Genomic DNA, 18,581 nt, shown 5'->3' on the forward strand with positions numbered 1-18,581 from the left:
TTGTGAAAAGTCCTTCTTTATGTACAATAAAACTGCTTGACGCTAATTAATGGGCATAGGATTTACATATCGATTACAAAAATAATTTTTTATAGATAATGGTTTACTATATCATGAGCTTTCTTTTTTATGTTATCTACTATCTCTTTCGGTTCAAGTACCTTTGCACAAGTGCCTAATTGAAAAAAGTAATTAGAGACAAATTCTATTTCACTTTCATCAATTAGTGTGTCAATATATCCATTTTCAGTTTCAGTGATAACTATATGAGGCTGCAGCCAGGACTTACTTTGACACTGCCTAATTCCTTCTCTTGTTAATGTAACATATAATCGTATAGGTGTTTTAATTGCATTATAACTATTAAACCAATCTGCTAAATTCATTTCAAAATTAAGGACTTTATTGGAATTTTCTAAAGACAATATTCTATCAACTCTAAATAACTTAATTCTATTATTTTCAGTATCTAAAGCAGGCATATACCAAAGTCCATCATAGGCATATGTTCCAATGGGCTTAATTTCCCTCGTTTTATCTGTTGACTTTGAACGGTATTTTATTATTAGTATATTATCTTCGATAGAGGCCTCAATTATATCTTTTAAAAAAGGAGAAGCAACGGTTCTTTCTGGATTCCAAAAGGATAAAACAGATTCTAAACGGTTTATCTTATTTCTAGCATCCTCAGGAGCAATAGCAAGTAATTTTCTAGATGCCGAATTGATGTTTGCATCAAATGGCAGTGATTTGTAGTATTTTAGAGATTGAAAGGCAAAAAAAATTGCTAATGCTTCATTTTCATCAAATATAACTGGGGGAAGAATTCTATTTTTTAGTACACGATAACCGCCACTTCGCCCTTGCTCTGTATATAAGGGAACTCCTAGCTCACTTAGCTCCATTAGATACCTATGTGCAGTTCTAACAGATATATTAAATTCATATGCAACATCTTGGGCAGTAAAATTCCTCTTAGTATTTACATACATAATTAAATCAAATATTTGTTTTGCCTTTGACATAAATCCTCCTAAATACTCGATACATAGAATTATTTTATATAAAAACATAGTTTTAACTAAAACTAGACAATAATTGTCGTGTTAAAAGTATATATTATCTATGATAGTTAGTCAAAGCAATCTCATCAAAGTTTGTAGCATAGAAAGGGGAGTTGTTATGAAGGAGCAAGGCTCACAAAATAATATACAAATCATTGGGGCTAGGGAAAAAAATTTAAAAGCTGTGAATGTGAAAGTTCCTAAAAGGAAGATTACTGTTTTTACAGGTGTTTCAGGATCGGGGAAATCAGCACTTGTATTTGATACAATTGCAGCGGAATCCCAGCGTCAATTAAATGAAACTTACTCAAGCTTTATACGCCATCGCCTTCCGCACTATGGTAAACCTAGCGTAGATTCAATTGAAAACTTATCCGTGGCAATTATCATTAATCAAAAGAGAATTGGTGGTAATGCAAGATCCACAGTTGGAACCATTACTGATATATATTCATTGTTACGGCTATTGTTTGCTCGCCTTGGAAAGCCCTTTGTTGGATATTCAGATATGTTTTCATTTAACAATCCAAAGGGTATGTGTCCCAAATGTGAAGGATTGGGAATAGCAAAAGTATTTAATATTGATAGGCTGATTGATAGAGAAAAGTCATTAAATGAGGGAGCAATTCAATTTCCAACCTTTAGACCAGGAGAGTTCAGGTGGAAGCGTTATGTTTGTACTGGGCTATTTGATAATGATAAAAAGTTAAAAGATTATACTGAGGATGAGTGGGATACACTTCTTTATAAAACAGGTTTTAAACCTCCAAATCCCACTGAAGGATGGCCTACTACTTCAAAGTATGAAGGCATCATTCCAAGAATTGAACGGTCTTTTTTAAGTAAAGAATGCAGGGATGCAGCATTATACAAAGAGGATATTGATTATGTGGTTACAATGGGCCTTTGTCCATCATGTGAAGGTGCTAGACTTAATCAAAAGGTACTTGATTGCAAAATAAATGGAAAGAATATTGGGGACTGTACAAAAATGCAAATTACAGAGCTCATTAACTTTATTCAATTAATCAAAGAACCTGCTTACTACACAGTAGTGGAAGCTATTCTTAGTCGATTAGAACATTTAACTTCCGTTGGGTTAGGTTATCTAAGTTTGAATCGAGAAACATCTACTCTTTCTGGAGGTGAATCCCAAAGGATAAAGATGGTTCGTCAGCTGGGGAGCAGCTTAACTGATATTACTTACATTTTTGATGAACCAAGCATTGGGCTCCATCCTCATGATGTAAGTAAAATTAATAACCTTTTAAAGTTATTAAAATATAAGGGAAATACCGTTATAATCGTAGAACATGATCCAGATGTAATTGAAATTGCAGATCATATAATCGATATGGGTCCTAAATCAGGTATCAAAGGTGGAGAAGTAGTGTATGAAGGAGATTTAGATGGGCTATTAAAATCAGATACATTGACAGGGACCTTGCTAAATCATAAAGCTTATTTAAAAAAAGAACTTAGAGAATCTAAAGGATGGTTTTCTATAGAGCATGCATCTTTATATAATTTAAAAGACGTCAGTGTTAATATTCCTAAAGGTGTTATGACTGTAGTTACAGGGGTAGCAGGTTCAGGAAAGAGCACCCTCATAAATAAGGTATTTGCAAAGCATTATCCTGAAGCAATTTTTATAGACCAAGGAGCTATTCAAGCTTCTAGTAGGTCTAATATTGCAACTTACATGGGGATTTTTGATTTTATTAGAAATTTATTTGCAAAAGAAAATGGAGTTGAGGCCTCTCTTTTTAGTTTTAATTCAAAGGGGGCTTGTCCAGAATGTAAGGGGTTAGGAATAATATATACAGACTTAGCTTTTATGGATACAGTAGAAAGTGTTTGTGAAGTATGTGGTGGACAAAGATTTAATGAAGAAGTTATTAAGTTTAAATTACGGGGGAAAAATATTAGTGAAGTTCTACAAATGACCATTGAGGAGGCTTTGGAGTTTTTTTATGAAAAGGAAATACTCACTGCTCTAAAGAAATTAATAAATGTAGGGATAGGATATATTACCTTAGGTCAGCCTCTAAATACCTTATCAGGAGGGGAACTTCAAAGGGTTAAGCTTGCAGTGGAATTAGAAAATTCAGGTCAGATATACGTCTTAGATGAGCCTACTACAGGACTGCACATGTCTGACATAACACAGCTGATAAAAATTATGGATTTTCTTGTGGATCAGGGCAGTACTTTAATTGTAATAGAACATAATCTTGATGTAATGATTCAAGCGGATTGGATTATAGACCTTGGTCCTGGGGCAGGGGAAGATGGAGGCAGAATTATATTTGAAGGACAGCCTAGAGAATTGATTAATCAAGAGGCTTCTATTACAGGAAAGTATTTAAAGCAGTATATATTATCAAAACAATAATTAGGTAAGAAATTTAAATATTAGTTTATTTATTCTGCAGCAACTTCAATTAAGGTCTAGTAAATTGAGAAATTACATGATAAAAAATAAGAAAGGAGAATCCTAAAATGAAAGGAATTCTCCTTATAAACTTAAGCATAAATAAATTAAAAGGTTACTTTTCCATGCTTATCAATATCCAAAGTCACAGATGCTTCTTTAAAATGAATTTCATAGACATCTAACATATTGCCAGCCTGTGCTATTACTATTTCATAATTTGGAAGTTTTTTTATAAATGCTTCTTTCAAGTCGTATATTGTTAAATCACTCTTTTGAACTCTTCCATTAGTAACTCGAATTTGTTCACTATTTTCAGTTGGAATTGTTGTGAATGCTACATTATTGTTCTGCAAAAACTCCAAAGTTTTAGTATTTCCTCTAAAAGACGCAAAATAAACAATACCTTGATTTTCAGTATCATAATAAAAATTTACAACTCTCACATTAGGAACGTTGTTCACAGAAGTGGCTAAAGCCAAGTTATCAGTGGTTTCCATTATTCTATTAAACTCTTGTAAAAAATCCATTTTCATTCTCCTTTTATAACTTATTTTGAATTATAATTTAAACCCATTCCTCAATACAGATTTATTCTATCACGGAATCTTGACAGCAGTATGTCATGGTTTTATGATAAAATAAATAAATTTAAAATTAAGGGGGTGCTGGTAGTTGAAAATAGATAGGTTAATATCTATTATTATGGTATTAATTGAACGTAAAAAAGTCAGTGCTACAAAGCTTGCTGAAATGTTTGAAGTGACACCTAGAACTATATATAGGGATATAGAAACAATAAATCAGGCAGGCATCCCAATTATTACTTATCCTGGGGTTAATGGTGGCATTGGAATTATGGAAGAGTATAAAGTAGATAAGAAACTTTTTACAACCTCGGATATTTCAACACTTTTAATGGGTCTTGGAAGCATTTCTTCAACATTGTCAAGCGGAGAAATTGTTAATACCCTTGCAAAAGTAAAAGGTATGATACCAAAGGAGCAAATTAGGGATATTGAATTAAAATCAAGTCAAATTACTATTGATCTTACCTCATGGATTGGTAATAAGAGCCTACAGCCTAATCTTCAAAAAATCAAAAGAGGAATGAACGAGAATAAAATTTTATATTTGGAGTATTTGGACCGCAGCAGTAAACAAAGCAGTAGGAAAGTTGAGCCTTATAGGCTAGTGTTAAAAGATACAAATTGGTATTTGCAGGGCTACTGTATTTCCAAACAAGATTTTCGTATTTTTAAATTATCTCGTATTTCAGAGCTCGAAGTTCTAGAGGATGCATTTATTCCTCGTGAATTTCAAGCAAAACCATTAGGGGCATGGGATTACATAGAGAAAAATATTATTAAAATAAAATTACTAGTTGATGAGTCTCTCAGGGAGCAGATGTCAGAACGTTGTGGGGAAGAGAATATTGAAAGCTATGGAGATAATAAGTTAATTGTAAACTTTCCATTTGTAGAAGATGAGTTTGGCTATAATATTTTGCTTGGCTTTGGGGACAAATGTGAATGCTTAGAGCCAGTGCATGTGAGAGAGGAAATTATTCGACGAATTAAAAATATGCTAAATATTTATAATCAGTAATTTCATAATTATTATTAAGTATCTAAATATAAGAGATTTATAATTAAGGTAAATGATTTGTTAAGCAAATACATCAGTTGACAACTATATAAGTATGCTATATAATCTAAATGAACAATGTTCAGGTGGTGATATGAGGGCATGAAGAATTATAATAGAAACAATAAGGATATCATTTTATCAGCAGCTAAGGATATTGCTGCAAGTCAAGGCATCACAAAGATGGATATACGATCTGTGGCAAAACAAAGTGGTATTGCTATAGGAACAGTATATAATTATTTTCCTTCAAAGGGAGATTTATTGGTAGCTGTTATCGAGGATTTTTGGGAGGGAGCCTTCTCAAATGTTGATTGGCAAGGCCTTGCCTATAATGATTTTTATAGCAACTTAGAGGTAATATATGATTTATTATATGTTTATCTTCATAAGTTCAAGGAAAACTGGTTAGACCAGCTTTCGCTTTTAAAAACACAGGAAAAATTGTTTGGAAAACAAAAGCAAAATGAATACTTTAAAAAAATGTACTCAAGAATTATAACTTTGATGGATATGGATAATGACTTAAGAGATTACCCTTGGAATCACATTGTTTCAAAGGAAAGAACAGCACAGTTTATATTTGAAAATATGCTTATGATGCTTAGAAAAGATGAAAAGGACATGAAGTTTTTAACTATAATTTTAAAAAGAATATTATGTAATTAAAGGTCATACTTATGTATGATTTTTAATATAAACAAAAATGAACAATGTTCATATTTAAAAATAGGAGGATTAATATGCAAGCAATTATGGAAACTTTATTTGATGTAGTTTATTTACTTAGTGTTATTACGCTAGGATTAAAAATGTCAAGAAACAGTGGTGACAATAAAGAGTATAAGCTCTTTGGCTGGATGGCAATTTTACTAGGAGCAGGGGATGCGTTTCATCTAGTGCCTAGATCCTATGCACTTTTAACAACTGGACTTGAGGCAAATGCTGCGGCACTTGGATTTGGAAAATTAGTAACATCTATTACTATGACCATATTTTATGTGATTTTGTATCACATATGGAGACAGCGTTATAATATTGAAGGATATAAAAAACTTACACTTTTAATTTATGTGTTAGGCATTGTTAGAATAGCATTATGTTTATTTCCTCAAAATGACTGGCTAAACTATTATGCTCCAGTTTCATGGGGAATATATAGAAATATTCCATTTGCTATAATGGGGATTATAATAATATGTATTTTTTATTCTGAAGCTAAAAATCACAATGATAACAATTTTAAATTTATGTGGTTTGCAATTGTACTTTCTTTTGCATTTTATATCCCTGTTGTGATTTGGGCTACTGAAATCAGATGGATTGGAATGTTGATGATACCAAAGACCCTGGCCTATGTTTGGATAGTAATTATGGGATATAAAAGTGCCACCCACGTGGCAAGTGGCAAGTTTAATATTTAAATTGAAATTCAATAGAAATAAATATGCCGGGCCAGGTGGTTAAATAGCACCTGGTCCGGCTTTTTCTAATAAATTACCTAATCTCTCCAAATATGCCATAGAGCATTATTTGTACCGCGAGCAAATACATCAGTTCTGCTTGGGCCCCAAGATACTGCAGCTGGATCAGAAGTTATTCTTCCTCCGAGGTTGCTCCAATTGCTCCAGCGAGAACCATTCCAAGACATTGTCATCAATTGATTGTTTTGTCCTCTAGCAAATACTTCAAGTCTATTGGTTGCTCTGGAGGATACTGCAGGAGCTGAGGTTAAGTTTCCACCAAGGTCCTCCCAGTTACTCCAGCGGGAACCATCCCACCATTTATGATATAAGCGGTTACGTTCACCACGGGCAAATACATCAATTCTATTATTTCCCCAGGAAACTGCGCTAGGCGCCGAGGTTAACGTTCCACCAAGGTTTTCCCAATCACTCCAGCGGGTGCCATCCCACCATTTGTGATATAAAGCATTATCTGTACCTCGTACAAAGGTATCAAGTCTGTTAGCTGCCCAAGAAGAAACAGCAGGGGAAGATGTCAAAACTCCACCAAGGTCTTCCCATTGGCTCCAGCGAGAACCGTCCCACCATATATGCCACATAGCATTATTTGTACCGCGAGCAAATACATCAATTCTATTATTTCCCCAGGAAACTGCAGCAGGGGCAGAGGTTAATGTTCCGCCAAGGTTTTCCCAATCGCTCCAGCGGGAACCATTCCACCATTTATGATATAAAGCATTATCACTTCCAGCTGCAAATACGTCAAGTCTATTAGGTGCCCATGAGGAAACGCCGGGAGCAGAATTTAAGACACCACCAAGATCCTCCCATTGACTCCACCTATCACCAGGAGCAGGGCCAGGACCAGGTCCAGGTGAAGGAGGTCTGCCAATATTTCTTAAAACAAATTCTATTATATCTCTAATGGTTGAATTTATTACGTTGTTAGGGATACCGGCTGAACGAAGAGCAGAGAATATCGACTCATTATTTCTTCTGAAGTCATTAAATATGGCATTTGTTCGTGCATTTATGTTTCCGCTATGTCTTCTTTCGTTGTCTAGTGTATAGTTTATAACATTTCTAAAGTAATTATCCACTATAGGTTGAAAACTTCTGTTAAGTTGAGGCTGCTGAGTATTAAGTAATGATAATATTCTAGTTACTTCCTGCTGAGGAGCTCTAAAGTTATCGAATTCATATTCTTCATAAAAGGAGGGAACGGTTTCAAGTTCATCTTCCTCATAGAAGGGTTCAAAGTTTTCAAATTCATCAAAGTCCTCAACACTTCGCATTTGATTATTTGAAAATGGGCAAATATCTTGATTTATACAATTAGGACAATAAAAAAAACGATTATACATTGGAAACCTCCTTGGATTTTACTAAGGGTTAAATCCTCATCAATTATATTGTATTCGGAAAGATAAAAAAGGTGCCACCCACATGGCAAGTGGCAAGTTTGTTTTAACAAAAAAATAGGAGATGATTAACAACTTTTATACTAAAACAGTTCTCTATTTAATGGAATGTAACAAGGTTATTGTTTAGTACATAAGATATTATGAAAGTTTATATTGAAAAGGAGCTGCCATGTATAATTGTTATTTTAGATCTAATGAGATATATCCAAGAGTTGTTGCTTTTGCTACAGGGGACGTAAATGGTGATAGGATACCCGATAATGTATATCTAACTGGTAGAAAAATGCCCGATAGTCCATTTATTCAAAATATTACCCTTATAATACAGGATGGAACCACAGGCAGGCCTAAGGGGATACATCTTAGTGAAAATGCAGGATATAATCCTACGCTATTTTTAGGAGATTTTACTGGAGATGGTGTAGATGATATCTTAGTCAGCATTAATTCAGGTGGAAGTGGCGGAATAATGTATCACTATATTTATTCCTTTGCTAACAATGTAGCAAAATTATTATTTGACTTTAATGCATATAATGAAGAATATAATTATGATATTACTTATAAAGATAACTACAAGGTTGAAGTTATCAGTAAGAATAATAATGAGAAGTACATTATAGATATATCTACCAGGGAAGAAGATTATTTAAGTGAAATATATGATGTGAACGGAAAGTTAAAGCAGCCAATTAGTGGATTTGTAAATCCTTTAAGTGGACTATATCCTGTGGATTTTGATTCAAATGGAGTATATGAGTTATTGGCATATCAAAAAATAGCTGGCAGGTATAATGCAGATTCTTTAGGATACGTTTTGAATACATTGAAATGGAAAGATAACAGGTTTGTTTTGGATAACCAAAATGTTGCTATCTTTGGATCACAAGCATAGCTATACTTATAATTTAATAAAAAAGACCGTCTGCTAAAAAGGCGGTCTTTTCAGGTGAAGTTTAAAAGTCCTAATTTTAATTTCTACCTATATCCTAAAACTGTCACTCAGCTCAACTGGATTTGGACAAGTCATAGCTTCAGACATTATACACATTCCCGCTGCCCCTGCATTTGTAACATCTTTTACTTTATCCTTTGTTATGCCGCCTATAGCAAATACCGGAATTGAAGTACAATCGCATACTTCTTTTAAAAATAACAGACCTCTTGGTGGAACTCCTTTCTTACAATCCGTAGAAAAGATATGTCCTGCGATTAAATAGGAAGCGCCTAAATCCTCTGCTTCTTTTGCTTCAAGCAGGGAGTGAACAGAGGCGCCTACATTAGTAAACTGATGGAGCTCACTTTTATATTTTCTTAAATCGGATATTGATAAATGGATATTAGGAAGCTTTAGTTTTGAAGCTACCTGAATATTTTTATTGATAATAAGCGGTACTTCATTTATATCACAGATTTCTTTTACTTTTATAGCCAAGCATTCATATTCTTCTAGGCTTAAATCTTTTTCTCTGAGCATTATTGCATGAGGCTTTCCCTTTGCTATTTCATTTATTCTATTTAAAAAGTCATCTTTGCAAAGTTTTCTATTGGTTAAACAAATCAGCATGCTGTCCTCCTAAATTCTAACATAATCTGTATAAACAGGCTGTAGTCCTCGGTTTAAAATAGCTTGATGAACTTCGTCTACATTTCTAGGATCGGAAATTTCAAATTGCTCATCACCTTTTTCATCCCCATTATGACCTCCAACGCCAACCTTTACACCTGCTGATATTTTTGTAGCTACCATTCCGATAACATGATCACGGAAGCCTGCTCTTTCTCTTGTAGAAATTGTGATCCCCGCAAAAGGCATAAGTAAGCGGTAAGCAAGCATTACTTGTAAAAGCTGTTTTTCATGAACATCGTTAGGATTATTATCTGCATTGTTTATGTAAGGCCTTAAGCGCGGAGTGGAGAAGGAGATTTCTGCATGAGGATATTTTTGCTGTATAAAAAATGCATGTAACCCTGCTGCAAAAGCATCCTTTCGAAAGTCATCTAAGCCAAGCAGCGCTCCAAAAGCAACACCACGCATGCCACCTAATAAGGCACGTTCTTGTGAATGGAAACGGTAGGGAAAAATTCTCTTTGGCCCGCTTAAATGAACCTGTTCGTACTTATCTGGATTATAAGTTTCTTGATAAACAGAAACAAAATCGGCGCCACACTCATGTAAGTATTCATATTCTTCTGAGTTTAATGGATATATTTCAATACCAACTGTAGAAAAATATTTTGCAGCTAATTTAACTGATTCCCCAATATACTCTATACCAGACATGGGACGAGATTCACCTGTCAAAAGCAAAATCTCCTTTAAACCAGTGGAAGCAATTTCTTTTAATTCTTCTTCTATTTCCTCTAAAGAAAGTTTTCCACGGTGAATTTTATTTTTACAATTAAAGCCGCAGTAAACACAATGATTCTCACAATAGTTAGAAATATATAATGGCGTAAACATACAAACAGAATTACCAAAATGCTTTCTAGTCTTTGACAGTGCTTTCCTTGCCATGTCCTCTAAATAGGGCATAGCCGCAGGGGAAAGTATAGCTGCATAATCATCCAATGAAAGGTTATCTTTCATTAGGGCATTTTCTACATCACTGTCGGTATATTGATGATAATCATACTTATGAACTAAATTTAATACCTTGTCCATGATATTGGAATCCATAGCTTCCATTCCGTCTAAATATTCCATATGATTTAGTTTATTTGATTCCATAATTAATCCTCCAAAAACCCAGTTAATGGACTAGATGCTTCAGCTTTTAAATCCAATACTCTACCAAGGCCTGCAAGATAGGCGCTACGTCCTGCTTCAATAGCCTGTTTAAATGCCTTTGCCATTACTGAAATGTCCTTTGCTGTTGCAACTGCAGTGTTACACATAACAGCATCCACGCCCATTTCCATTGCTTCACAGGCTTGAGATGGACGTCCAATACCAGCATCTACAATAATAGGTAGATCTATTTCATCTACTAAGATTTGTATAAAATCTTTTGTACAAATCCCCTTATTGCTTCCAATAGGTGCAGCTAATGGCATTACTGCTGCAGCGCCAGCATTTACAAGTGATCTTGCCACATTTAAATCTGGATACATATATGGCATAACAATGAAACCTTCCTTGGATAGCATTTCTGTAGCCTTAATTGTTTCATAGTTGTCTGGCATCAAATATTTAGAATCATGAATAACTTCTACTTTTACAAAATTGCCGCAGCCAATTTCTCTTGAAAGTCTAGCAATTCTCACTGCTTCCTCTGCAGTTCTTGCTCCAGAAGTATTTGGAAGTAATGTAATTCCCTTTGGTATGTAATCTAATATGTTTTCTTCTCCACCTACATTGGCACGGCGTAGTGCAAGGGTTACCATTTCTACTTCGCCATGCTCGATAGCTGCTTTTGTTAGATCCAATGAAAATTTACCTGAACCTAATATAAATCTTGATTTAAATTCATGCCCGCCAATTATTAACTTATCACTCATTTTTAACATCCTTTCCTATACATCTTCTATTCCAAGCAATAATCTTAAAATCATATTTGCTTGATGACCAGCACATATTTGTACCCTTGGTGCCATCAAACCTTGTCCGATTTTTGCTCCGTTTTCTAAATCCCCACATAAATATAGGCGCTTCATGGGTTTTACTGTTTTGATTAAATTTGAACTATCATATCCAGCCATGCCAGAAGCTGCTACTATTTTAGCATCAGTAAGTTCTTCCAATGCTGTATTTACAAGCATAGATTTTGCCTCAGGTTTATCAAAGGCTTCACAAACTATGTCATATCCGTTAAAAAGCTCACTAACATTATCTTCTGTTACTCTTGTGGTTTGAGTTTCCACCTTGATAAAGGGATTAATTTCTTCTATCTGTTTTTTTAGAGCTAATGTTTTCGGCATCCCTAAGTGACCGATGTTATAGCTTTGTCTATTTAAATTACTTGGCTCCACAATATCAAAATCCACTAGAAGTAACTGCCCAACACCTATTCTTGCAAGCATAACTGCAATGTTAGATCCAAGACCTCCAAGACCAGCTACGGCTACTTTGCCTTTTTTAATCTTTTTATGTACATTTGGAGTGTGTCTTGCCATCATCATGCTTTCAAGTTCGTCTTCCTTAGGCATAACACCTTTGCGTATTATACTTAATACATCATTTTCTGATATTTTGCAGTCACCATCCATTTGAAAGCCATTTAAAATTATAATGTCAGTTTCACTTCCAATTTGATTTCTAAGCTCAAAGGCTGTGCTGCAAGTTAGCTCCATTTCTTTGCCGTTTACTGTTACTTTCATTTATTAGCCTCCTCCTACAAATCTAACAACCTCTAAAGTATCCTCATCATCAAGCATAAGCTTTTTATATGTTGATTTCGGAACGATTTCACCATTACGCTCTACTGCAATTTTAGTAATATCGTAATTTTGTTCTTCTAAGAAATCAAATAAACTTTGAGCTCTATTTAAGGAAATATCGGTTCCATTTACTCTCATATTTTCACTTCCTTTCCAAAATACCCGCAAAAAAAGCACAAAATGGCCTTACACCCTTTCGGTGGTGTACCCCATTTTGTGCTTATTATTCACGAACAATATTACATTGGTGATATTATATCATAGTGCCACCCACGTGGCAAGTGGCAAGTATAATTAAGATAATGTTTTATTAACGTTGATCATTTTTGCTCAAAATTAAGATTTTCTTAAGAGGTTTTTAATCTAATTTTAAATTATATACTTCATAATCAGTATATAAAATAGATAACTAGGAGGATGAATGCTGTTTATGAATATACAAAAGAATAAATTAAAATTCTATTTTTTATTATTAGTAACTATAGGTGGGCTAGCAGGAATATTTATTTATGCTAAATCCAGCGGAATCTTAAGTCATATGACTTCTATGGAGGATTTAAAAAAGTATATTGAGGGATATGGTAAAAATGCATATATTATATTTTTCATAGTACAATTTGTATCTGTTATTATTGCACCCATACCTAGTAATGTAAGTGCTGTGGTTGGCGGAATGATATTTGGCATGTGGGGATCATTTTTTATTAGTATGGTAGCCATAATAAGCGGCTCTATAGTGGTATTTATTCTCGCAAGAAAATTTGGAAGGTCTTTTACAAACAAGTTTGTAAGTCATAAGGTTTCAGATAAGTATGAGCAGATTATTTCATCCAAAAGGGGAGAGCTATTAATTATGCTAATGTTTCTTCTTCCGTTTTTGCCAGACGATATTATTGGCTTTTTAGTTGGACTTAGCAAGATGAGCTTAAGCAGATACTTCACAATAATGCTTTTAGCAAGACCGTGGGAAATACTAGCTGCATCTGCATTGGGATCTTCGAATATAATAGTACCATGGTGGGTATGGGCAATAATTGCACTATGCGTGATTTTTATAGTAAAGAATGGTAATAAGATGGAAGATAAATTAATTAATGCTGTTAAATAATTAATCAAATATACTTTATTTAACAAAACTTTTTTATGTTTTTTTATATTGACTACTTCCTATGCAGGTTTATAATTATTTATTATATAGGCATGCACTATAAGTGCAGTGTATGATTTTGTTGTTTAAATTAGCGGAAAGAATTATTATATAAGGAGAAAGTTATATGAAAAAAATATTACTGTTATCTACAGGGGGGACTATTGCTTGTGCAGAAGGTAATGATGGACTTGCGCCAGCTCTTACGGGAGAAAGTCTTTTAAGTTACACAAAAGAAGTACAGGATATCTGCCAAATTGATGCCGTACAAATATTAAATATTGACAGTACTAATATGCACCCAGAATATTGGGTAAATATTGTTGAATATATTGAGAAAAGTTATAATAATTATGATGGGTTTGTTATAACTCATGGAACGGATACTATGGCATATACCTCTGCAGCACTTTTTTATATGATACAAAATTCTAACAAGCCAATTGTTATTACGGGTGCTCAAAAGCCTATTATATTTAAAGAAACAGATGCAAAAAGAAATTTAGTAAATGCTATTCAATTTGCATGCAATGGGGTAGGCGGAGTATTCATTGTCTTTGATGGTAAAGTAATCTGTGGATCTCGTGCGGAAAAATTAAGAACAAAAAGCTATAATGCTTTTGAAAGTATTAACTATCCTTATTTAGCAAGTATTGAAGAAAATAAGATTAAATATAATGATCAAGTTTCTATTTATAAAAAAGAACAGGAGCTTATATTTTATAAATCTCTATGTACTAATATTTTCTTATTAAAGCTAACTCCTGCAACGGATCCTGATATACTTGACTATTTAAGTGATAAGTATTTGGGAATAATTATAGAAAGCTATGGCAGCGGGGGAATTCCTTTTGAGAATAAAAAGAATTTCTTAGCTAAGTTAAAAATGCTGGATGAGGCGGGAAAGATTGTAGTTATAAAAACGCAGGTGCTTTTAGAGGGCACTGATTTGAGCAAATATGAAGTTGGACAAAAGGCCTTAAAGTATGCAGTAATTCCAGGTTATGATATGTCGACAGAGGCAATAGTAACAAAGCTCATGTGGGTACTTGGACAAACCAAAGATAAGGAAAAAGCCAAGCAGCTGTTCTTGACATCTATACGTAATGACTTGATTATTGAAAAATTAGCTTAAAATTTAAATATAAAAATAATATTTATTCAAGGGGGAAAATAAGTTATGAAATTTTGTTGGAGTACATTAATGGTTAAAAATATGGAGGATTCTTTAAAATTTTATCAAGAAATAGTTGGACTTACAGTGGATAAAAGATTTAAAGCTGGTCCAGGAACTGAAATTGCATTTTTAGGAGACGGAGAAACAAAGATTGAGTTAATATATAATGAAAATAATAAAGAAGTTAATCTGGGAAGAGATATTTCTTGGGGATTTGAAATAGAATCTGTGGATAAAATGATGGAATTACTTAAGAATAAAGGCATAGAATATAGTGAAACATTTCAGCCTAATCCACATGTTAAGTTTTTCTATGTGACAGATCCAAATGGGTTAAAGATTCAGTTTGTACAAAATATGTAGTCTATATGATTAGAGCAAAAGGCACCTCCAATGGAAGGTGCCTTTTGCTTTCAAAAAACAAAAATGAATTTAATGATATTTTTCATTGTTATTAATAAAGTTGGTTAAGATAAATAAAAAATAAGGAAATTTTATCCAAAATCTTGTTAAAGAAACTTATATTTAAATTATTAAAGATTAAATTAAATAAATTAATTTTACGATTGATTTATTTTAAAATAACCTGAATTAAAATTAAATATTTTAATTACATTATTGAGTTGTTGTAAAAATAGTATTATAATGAAGATACAGAAAAGGAGAGGATGATTATGGCTTATAGGGTAATAAGCAAATGTCCTATATGTAATGGAAAATTAAAAGCTATCAAGCTTAGATGTGATAAATGCGGCACTGTTATCGAAAATGACTTTGAATTTTCTAAGTTCGAGTATTTAGGAGAAGAATATCTTAATTTTATGGAAGTTTTTTTAAAGTGTAGAGGCAATATTAAGGATGTTGAAAAGGAGCTTGGGATATCTTATCCCACTGTAAGAGCTAAGCTAGATGAGGTTGTTTCAGCTCTTGGCTATACCGTAGTAAAAAAGCCTTCAGTAGACAACAAGGAAATACTTGATATGCTGGAAAAGGGTGAAATATCAGCTGAGCAGGCTGTAAATATGATGAAGGGCAATTAAAATTTGAAAGGATGGATTGTAAAATGAAGGAAGAGGTTAAAAGAATTTTAAAAATGGTTGAAGAAGGTAAAATCGATTCAGAAAGGGCTACAGAACTTATTGAAGCACTTGATAAGTCTAGTAGTGCACAACAGCTTACTGTATCACAAAATTTAGATAAAATGCTTAAAGTTAGAGTGCTATCAAGCACCAATGATACCGTAAATGTAAATGTACCAGTTAAGTTTTTAAAAGCTATAGGAAATGCAGTTAATAATATTAAAATACCAGGTGTCTCAGAGCAAGAGGGAATAGATATAAAGATGATCATGGAAGCCATTGATTCAGGTCTTGAAGGAAAGATAGTGGATGTAAAAAGTAGCAATGGGGATATAGTTGAAGTTTCTATTGAGTAAAGACTTTATTAACTAATCAATATAAATACACTCAGTTTAATTTGTACGCTGAATGAAAGGGAGAATAAGATTGAGAATTTATATAAAGCTTAATACTGGAAGAAGCTTTAAAATACCAGCACCAATAGGACTTATAAAAATGGCTCTTGGCTGTGGCAACTTTGGAATATCAATTGCAAAGCGATATATTACTGAAGAGCAAAGAAAATATATTGAAAATATTGACCTTAAGGAACTTAAAAAAGGTTTTGATGTGTTAAAAGCTTATAAGGGATTAAAGATGGTAGAAGTAAAAGCTGGAGATGGAACAGAAGTAACTATAATAGTTTAATTATAAGGGAAAATATGCAGGTATGATTATAACTGATAATAATTACCATTAAACAAATTTATAAAAATCTTGACAATAAAAGTAGGATAATATATAGTATTCCTATAAGAATACTTTTAAAGTATACAGATGAAAATAAAAATGCTGTGATAAGAATTAGTAGTATAGACTAAACTTACAGAGAGAAACCCTCTAGGCTGAAAGGGGTTTTGAGTGTAATCTATGTGAATGCATCTTTGAGCACTGTCTCGAAAATAAGTAGACGGCAGCGGGTACGCTCGTTAAAGCGTTAAGGTATGTTTGTACCTGAATTGATGAGAGTCATGAATTTGTTTATATTCGTGATAATTAGAGTGGGACCGTAGAATATAACTTCTACCTCTATGTTTTAGAGGCAGGAGTTTTTTGTTTTCAAGGTATACTAATGTATTTAAATAATTATAACATAGAAAAAATCGAAATAAGGGGGAGTTATTGATTAAATAATTTTTCAAGAAATATAAGATACTATAAATAAAATTAATATCAAGGATATTATAAAAATTGGAGGAAATAAAAATGAAAAAAAGAAATATATTTGTGAGTGCTGTTTTAGCTTTAACTTTAATTATAGGTGGTACAGGATGTTCAACAAAAGATAATAATGCAGGTAAAGAAACTGCACCCAAAAACTTATTAGAAACAATAAAGAATGATGGTAAAATTCGTATAGGTACTGAAGGAACATATGCTCCATTTACTTTCCATGATAGCAATGGAACCTTAACGGGATTTGATGTGGAAATAGCAAATGAAATAGCAAAACGTCTTGGTGTAAAAGCAGAGTTTGTTGAAACAAAATGGGATGGTATGTTTGCAGGCCTTGATGCAAAGAGGTTTGATGCGGTATTAAATGAAGTTTCAATAAATCCTGAGCGTGAGAAAAAGTATGATTTTTCAACTCCATATATAACATCAAGAGCTGTACTTATCGTAAGAAGCGATAACCAAGATATTAAAAAATTCGAAGACTTAAAAGGTAAAAAATCTGCTCAATCTTTAACAAGTAATCTTGGTAAGATTGCAAAAAGTAATGGAGCAGAGCTGGTTCAAATTGATGGTTTTAATCAAGCCATTGACCTTTTAACTTCAAAGAGAGTAGATGCCACTATTAATGATAGCTTATCTTTCTTAGATTTAAAAAAGCAAAAGCCAGATGCACCAATAAAGTCAGTAGCTGATTATAATAATGCTGAGCAAAGTGCTGTATTATTTAGAAAAGGAAATAAGGAATTAGTAGATGCAGTAAATAAAGCACTTGCAGATATGAAGGCAGATGGTACTTACTTAAAAATTTCTCAAAAGTGGTTTGGTACTGATGTATCAAAATAACGAGGTGACAAGATGAATTTTGATGAAAGAGCGACAAGAATAATAGATATACTAATAAGCTCATTTTTACCTATATTAAAGGCGGGATTGGAATTTACAGTCCCCCTTGCCATTATATCCTTTTCTCTTGGATTAGTTCTTGCTTTGCTTACAGCTTTAGCGAGAATATCGAATTTTAAACCATTGGTATTATTAGCTAAGTTTTATGTTTGGATAGTAAGGGGGACACCGCTCCTAGTTCAATTGTTTATCATATTCTATGGGCTTCCAGCAGCAGGCGTAACATTAAACGCGCTGACTGCGGGTATAATCGGCTTTACATTAAGTGTAGGTGCGTATAACTCCGAGGTTATAAGAGCTGCTATTACATCCATACCTCAAGGTCAGTGGGAGGCTGCATACTCCATAGGTATGACATATAAACAAGCATTGAGAAGAGTAATTCTTCCGCAAGCTACTAGAGTTTCCATACCTCCACTAGCTAATTCTTTTATAAGTCTTGTTAAAGATACATCACTTGCTGCAACTATAACCGTTACTGAAATGTTCATGATAGCTCAGAGAATTACAGCTGCAACTTATGAACCTCTTTGGTTATATATTGAAACTGCAGTTATCTATCTTATGTTCAGTAGTGTATTATCAGTGTTTCAGAATAGGTTAGAAAAAAGACTTGAAAGATATACAACTAGGTAAAGGAGGGGT

General features: G+C 33.3%; 21 protein-coding genes and 1 other annotated feature. Of the genes, 13 read left to right on the forward strand and 8 right to left on the reverse strand.

The genetic code is table 11. The features are described from left to right. Positions 1 to 89: 89 nt before the first annotated feature. Positions 90 to 1,025, reverse strand: a complete 936-nt coding sequence (locus tag DP68_RS03290) for a YafY family protein (protein ID WP_035306056.1) — start codon at positions 1,023 to 1,025, stop codon at positions 90 to 92. A gap of 157 nt (positions 1,026 to 1,182) precedes the next feature. Here DP68_RS03290 and DP68_RS03295 point away from each other — a divergent pair, with 157 nt between their 5' ends. After that, positions 1,183 to 3,459, forward strand: coding sequence for an excinuclease ABC subunit UvrA (locus DP68_RS03295; protein WP_035306057.1), 2,277 nt, complete (start codon positions 1,183 to 1,185; stop codon positions 3,457 to 3,459). 146 nt (positions 3,460 to 3,605) lie between these two features. Here DP68_RS03295 and DP68_RS03300 read toward each other — a convergent pair whose 3' ends face one another. Further along, positions 3,606 to 4,028, reverse strand: a complete 423-nt coding sequence (locus tag DP68_RS03300; RefSeq protein WP_035306062.1) for a pyridoxamine 5'-phosphate oxidase family protein — start codon at positions 4,026 to 4,028, stop codon at positions 3,606 to 3,608. Positions 4,029 to 4,173: 145 nt separating this feature from the next. Here DP68_RS03300 and DP68_RS03305 point away from each other — a divergent pair, with 145 nt between their 5' ends. The 3 genes from DP68_RS03305 (at position 4,174) to DP68_RS03315 (ending at position 6,569) form a co-directional block, all read left to right on the forward strand. Then, positions 4,174 to 5,106: a YafY family protein gene (locus DP68_RS03305; protein WP_035306064.1), complete on the forward strand. Its 933-nt coding sequence runs from the start codon at positions 4,174 to 4,176 to the stop codon at positions 5,104 to 5,106. 141 nt (positions 5,107 to 5,247) lie between these two features. Beyond that, positions 5,248 to 5,814 (forward strand): TetR/AcrR family transcriptional regulator, encoded by a 567-nt coding sequence (locus tag DP68_RS03310; protein WP_035306066.1) that lies wholly within the window; start codon positions 5,248 to 5,250, stop codon positions 5,812 to 5,814. 74 nt (positions 5,815 to 5,888) lie between these two features. Continuing rightward, entirely contained in the window at positions 5,889 to 6,569 is a 681-nt protein-coding gene (locus DP68_RS03315) for a hypothetical protein (RefSeq protein WP_035306068.1), read from the forward strand. A 77-nt stretch (positions 6,570 to 6,646) separates the two neighbouring features. On the opposite strand, the gene DP68_RS03320 is transcribed toward DP68_RS03315, so the two are convergent. Beyond that, positions 6,647 to 7,906 carry a sialidase gene (locus DP68_RS03320; RefSeq protein ID WP_363330942.1) on the reverse strand — a complete coding sequence of 420 codons (1,260 nt, stop codon included), beginning with the start codon at positions 7,904 to 7,906 and terminating at the stop codon, positions 6,647 to 6,649. Positions 7,907 to 8,204: 298 nt separating this feature from the next. On the opposite strand from DP68_RS03320, the gene DP68_RS03325 reads away from it, so the two are divergent. After that, positions 8,205 to 8,930 (forward strand): spore coat protein, encoded by a 726-nt coding sequence (locus tag DP68_RS03325; RefSeq protein ID WP_035306074.1) that lies wholly within the window; start codon positions 8,205 to 8,207, stop codon positions 8,928 to 8,930. A gap of 87 nt (positions 8,931 to 9,017) precedes the next feature. Here the strand turns inward: DP68_RS03325 and DP68_RS03330 are convergent, their stop codons facing one another. The 5 genes from DP68_RS03330 to thiS are packed head-to-tail and all read right to left on the reverse strand — an operon-like array spanning position 9,018 to position 12,553. Next, positions 9,018 to 9,602 (reverse strand): thiamine phosphate synthase, encoded by a 585-nt coding sequence (locus DP68_RS03330; RefSeq protein WP_035306077.1) that lies wholly within the window; start codon positions 9,600 to 9,602, stop codon positions 9,018 to 9,020. A 9-nt stretch (positions 9,603 to 9,611) separates the two neighbouring features. Beyond that, a complete protein-coding gene (thiH, locus tag DP68_RS03335; RefSeq protein ID WP_035306085.1) occupies positions 9,612 to 10,766 on the reverse strand; it encodes a 2-iminoacetate synthase ThiH in 1,155 nt (384 codons plus the stop codon). Between the two features lie 2 nt (positions 10,767 to 10,768). Next, positions 10,769 to 11,536, reverse strand: coding sequence for a thiazole synthase (locus tag DP68_RS03340; RefSeq protein WP_035306086.1), 768 nt, complete (start codon positions 11,534 to 11,536; stop codon positions 10,769 to 10,771). A gap of 15 nt (positions 11,537 to 11,551) precedes the next feature. Continuing rightward, positions 11,552 to 12,355: a sulfur carrier protein ThiS adenylyltransferase ThiF gene (thiF, locus tag DP68_RS03345; protein ID WP_035306092.1), complete on the reverse strand. Its 804-nt coding sequence runs from the start codon at positions 12,353 to 12,355 to the stop codon at positions 11,552 to 11,554. Positions 12,356 to 12,358: 3 nt separating this feature from the next. Next, the gene (gene thiS, locus DP68_RS03350; protein ID WP_035306094.1) at positions 12,359 to 12,553 is read right to left on the reverse strand and encodes a sulfur carrier protein ThiS; all 195 of its coding nucleotides are present in this window, start codon (positions 12,551 to 12,553) and stop codon (positions 12,359 to 12,361) included. A gap of 292 nt (positions 12,554 to 12,845) precedes the next feature. On the opposite strand from thiS, the gene DP68_RS03355 reads away from it, so the two are divergent. From DP68_RS03355 to DP68_RS03390, 8 genes are all read left to right on the forward strand, one after another. Further along, positions 12,846 to 13,523, forward strand: a complete 678-nt coding sequence (locus tag DP68_RS03355; protein WP_291547033.1) for a TVP38/TMEM64 family protein — start codon at positions 12,846 to 12,848, stop codon at positions 13,521 to 13,523. Between the two features lie 166 nt (positions 13,524 to 13,689). Beyond that, a complete protein-coding gene (locus tag DP68_RS03360) occupies positions 13,690 to 14,697 on the forward strand; it encodes an asparaginase (RefSeq protein ID WP_035306103.1) in 1,008 nt (335 codons plus the stop codon). A 45-nt stretch (positions 14,698 to 14,742) separates the two neighbouring features. Beyond that, positions 14,743 to 15,102: a VOC family protein gene (locus DP68_RS03365; RefSeq protein ID WP_035306105.1), complete on the forward strand. Its 360-nt coding sequence runs from the start codon at positions 14,743 to 14,745 to the stop codon at positions 15,100 to 15,102. Between the two features lie 311 nt (positions 15,103 to 15,413). After that, positions 15,414 to 15,779 (forward strand): DUF2089 domain-containing protein, encoded by a 366-nt coding sequence (locus tag DP68_RS03370; protein ID WP_035306106.1) that lies wholly within the window; start codon positions 15,414 to 15,416, stop codon positions 15,777 to 15,779. A 23-nt stretch (positions 15,780 to 15,802) separates the two neighbouring features. Further along, on the forward strand, positions 15,803 to 16,174 hold the full coding sequence (locus DP68_RS03375) for a hypothetical protein (protein WP_035306108.1): 372 nt from the start codon (positions 15,803 to 15,805) through the stop codon (positions 16,172 to 16,174). A gap of 70 nt (positions 16,175 to 16,244) precedes the next feature. After that, complete coding sequence (locus tag DP68_RS03380; RefSeq protein WP_035306110.1) at positions 16,245 to 16,505, forward strand: hypothetical protein; 261 nt, start codon at positions 16,245 to 16,247, stop codon at positions 16,503 to 16,505. Between the two features lie 137 nt (positions 16,506 to 16,642). After that, positions 16,643 to 16,891, forward strand: a binding site (T-box leader). Between the two features lie 172 nt (positions 16,892 to 17,063). Further along, positions 17,064 to 17,876: an amino acid ABC transporter substrate-binding protein gene (locus DP68_RS03385; protein ID WP_035306126.1), complete on the forward strand. Its 813-nt coding sequence runs from the start codon at positions 17,064 to 17,066 to the stop codon at positions 17,874 to 17,876. 12 nt (positions 17,877 to 17,888) lie between these two features. Then, positions 17,889 to 18,572, forward strand: a complete 684-nt coding sequence (locus tag DP68_RS03390; RefSeq protein WP_035306129.1) for an amino acid ABC transporter permease — start codon at positions 17,889 to 17,891, stop codon at positions 18,570 to 18,572. The last annotated feature ends 9 nt before the right edge of the window (positions 18,573 to 18,581 follow it).

This window comes from Clostridium sp. HMP27 (assembly GCF_000765165.1).
In the GTDB taxonomy this organism is placed as follows: domain Bacteria; phylum Bacillota; class Clostridia; order Clostridiales; family Clostridiaceae; genus Clostridium_AK.

What these genes read in the sequence shown, in the direction of transcription:
- DP68_RS03290 (WP_035306056.1), bottom strand. Translation starts at nt 1,025, where the DNA reads ATGTCAAAGGCAAAACAAATATTTGATTTAATTATGTATGTAAATACT.
- DP68_RS03295 (WP_035306057.1), top strand. Translation starts at nt 1,183, where the DNA reads ATGAAGGAGCAAGGCTCACAAAATAATATACAAATCATTGGGGCTAGG.
- DP68_RS03300 (WP_035306062.1), bottom strand. Translation starts at nt 4,028, where the DNA reads ATGGATTTTTTACAAGAGTTTAATAGAATAATGGAAACCACTGATAAC.
- DP68_RS03310 (WP_035306066.1), top strand. Translation starts at nt 5,248, where the DNA reads ATGAAGAATTATAATAGAAACAATAAGGATATCATTTTATCAGCAGCT.
- DP68_RS03315 (WP_035306068.1), top strand. Translation starts at nt 5,889, where the DNA reads ATGCAAGCAATTATGGAAACTTTATTTGATGTAGTTTATTTACTTAGT.
- DP68_RS03320 (WP_363330942.1), bottom strand. Translation starts at nt 7,906, where the DNA reads ATGCGAAGTGTTGAGGACTTTGATGAATTTGAAAACTTTGAACCCTTC.
- DP68_RS03325 (WP_035306074.1), top strand. Translation starts at nt 8,205, where the DNA reads ATGTATAATTGTTATTTTAGATCTAATGAGATATATCCAAGAGTTGTT.
- DP68_RS03330 (WP_035306077.1), bottom strand. Translation starts at nt 9,602, where the DNA reads ATGCTGATTTGTTTAACCAATAGAAAACTTTGCAAAGATGACTTTTTA.
- thiH (WP_035306085.1), bottom strand. Translation starts at nt 10,766, where the DNA reads ATGGAATCAAATAAACTAAATCATATGGAATATTTAGACGGAATGGAA.
- DP68_RS03340 (WP_035306086.1), bottom strand. Translation starts at nt 11,536, where the DNA reads ATGAGTGATAAGTTAATAATTGGCGGGCATGAATTTAAATCAAGATTT.
- thiF (WP_035306092.1), bottom strand. Translation starts at nt 12,355, where the DNA reads ATGAAAGTAACAGTAAACGGCAAAGAAATGGAGCTAACTTGCAGCACA.
- thiS (WP_035306094.1), bottom strand. Translation starts at nt 12,553, where the DNA reads ATGAGAGTAAATGGAACCGATATTTCCTTAAATAGAGCTCAAAGTTTA.
- DP68_RS03355 (WP_291547033.1), top strand. Translation starts at nt 12,846, where the DNA reads ATGAATATACAAAAGAATAAATTAAAATTCTATTTTTTATTATTAGTA.
- DP68_RS03360 (WP_035306103.1), top strand. Translation starts at nt 13,690, where the DNA reads ATGAAAAAAATATTACTGTTATCTACAGGGGGGACTATTGCTTGTGCA.
- DP68_RS03365 (WP_035306105.1), top strand. Translation starts at nt 14,743, where the DNA reads ATGAAATTTTGTTGGAGTACATTAATGGTTAAAAATATGGAGGATTCT.
- DP68_RS03370 (WP_035306106.1), top strand. Translation starts at nt 15,414, where the DNA reads ATGGCTTATAGGGTAATAAGCAAATGTCCTATATGTAATGGAAAATTA.
- DP68_RS03375 (WP_035306108.1), top strand. Translation starts at nt 15,803, where the DNA reads ATGAAGGAAGAGGTTAAAAGAATTTTAAAAATGGTTGAAGAAGGTAAA.
- DP68_RS03385 (WP_035306126.1), top strand. Translation starts at nt 17,064, where the DNA reads ATGAAAAAAAGAAATATATTTGTGAGTGCTGTTTTAGCTTTAACTTTA.
- DP68_RS03390 (WP_035306129.1), top strand. Translation starts at nt 17,889, where the DNA reads ATGAATTTTGATGAAAGAGCGACAAGAATAATAGATATACTAATAAGC.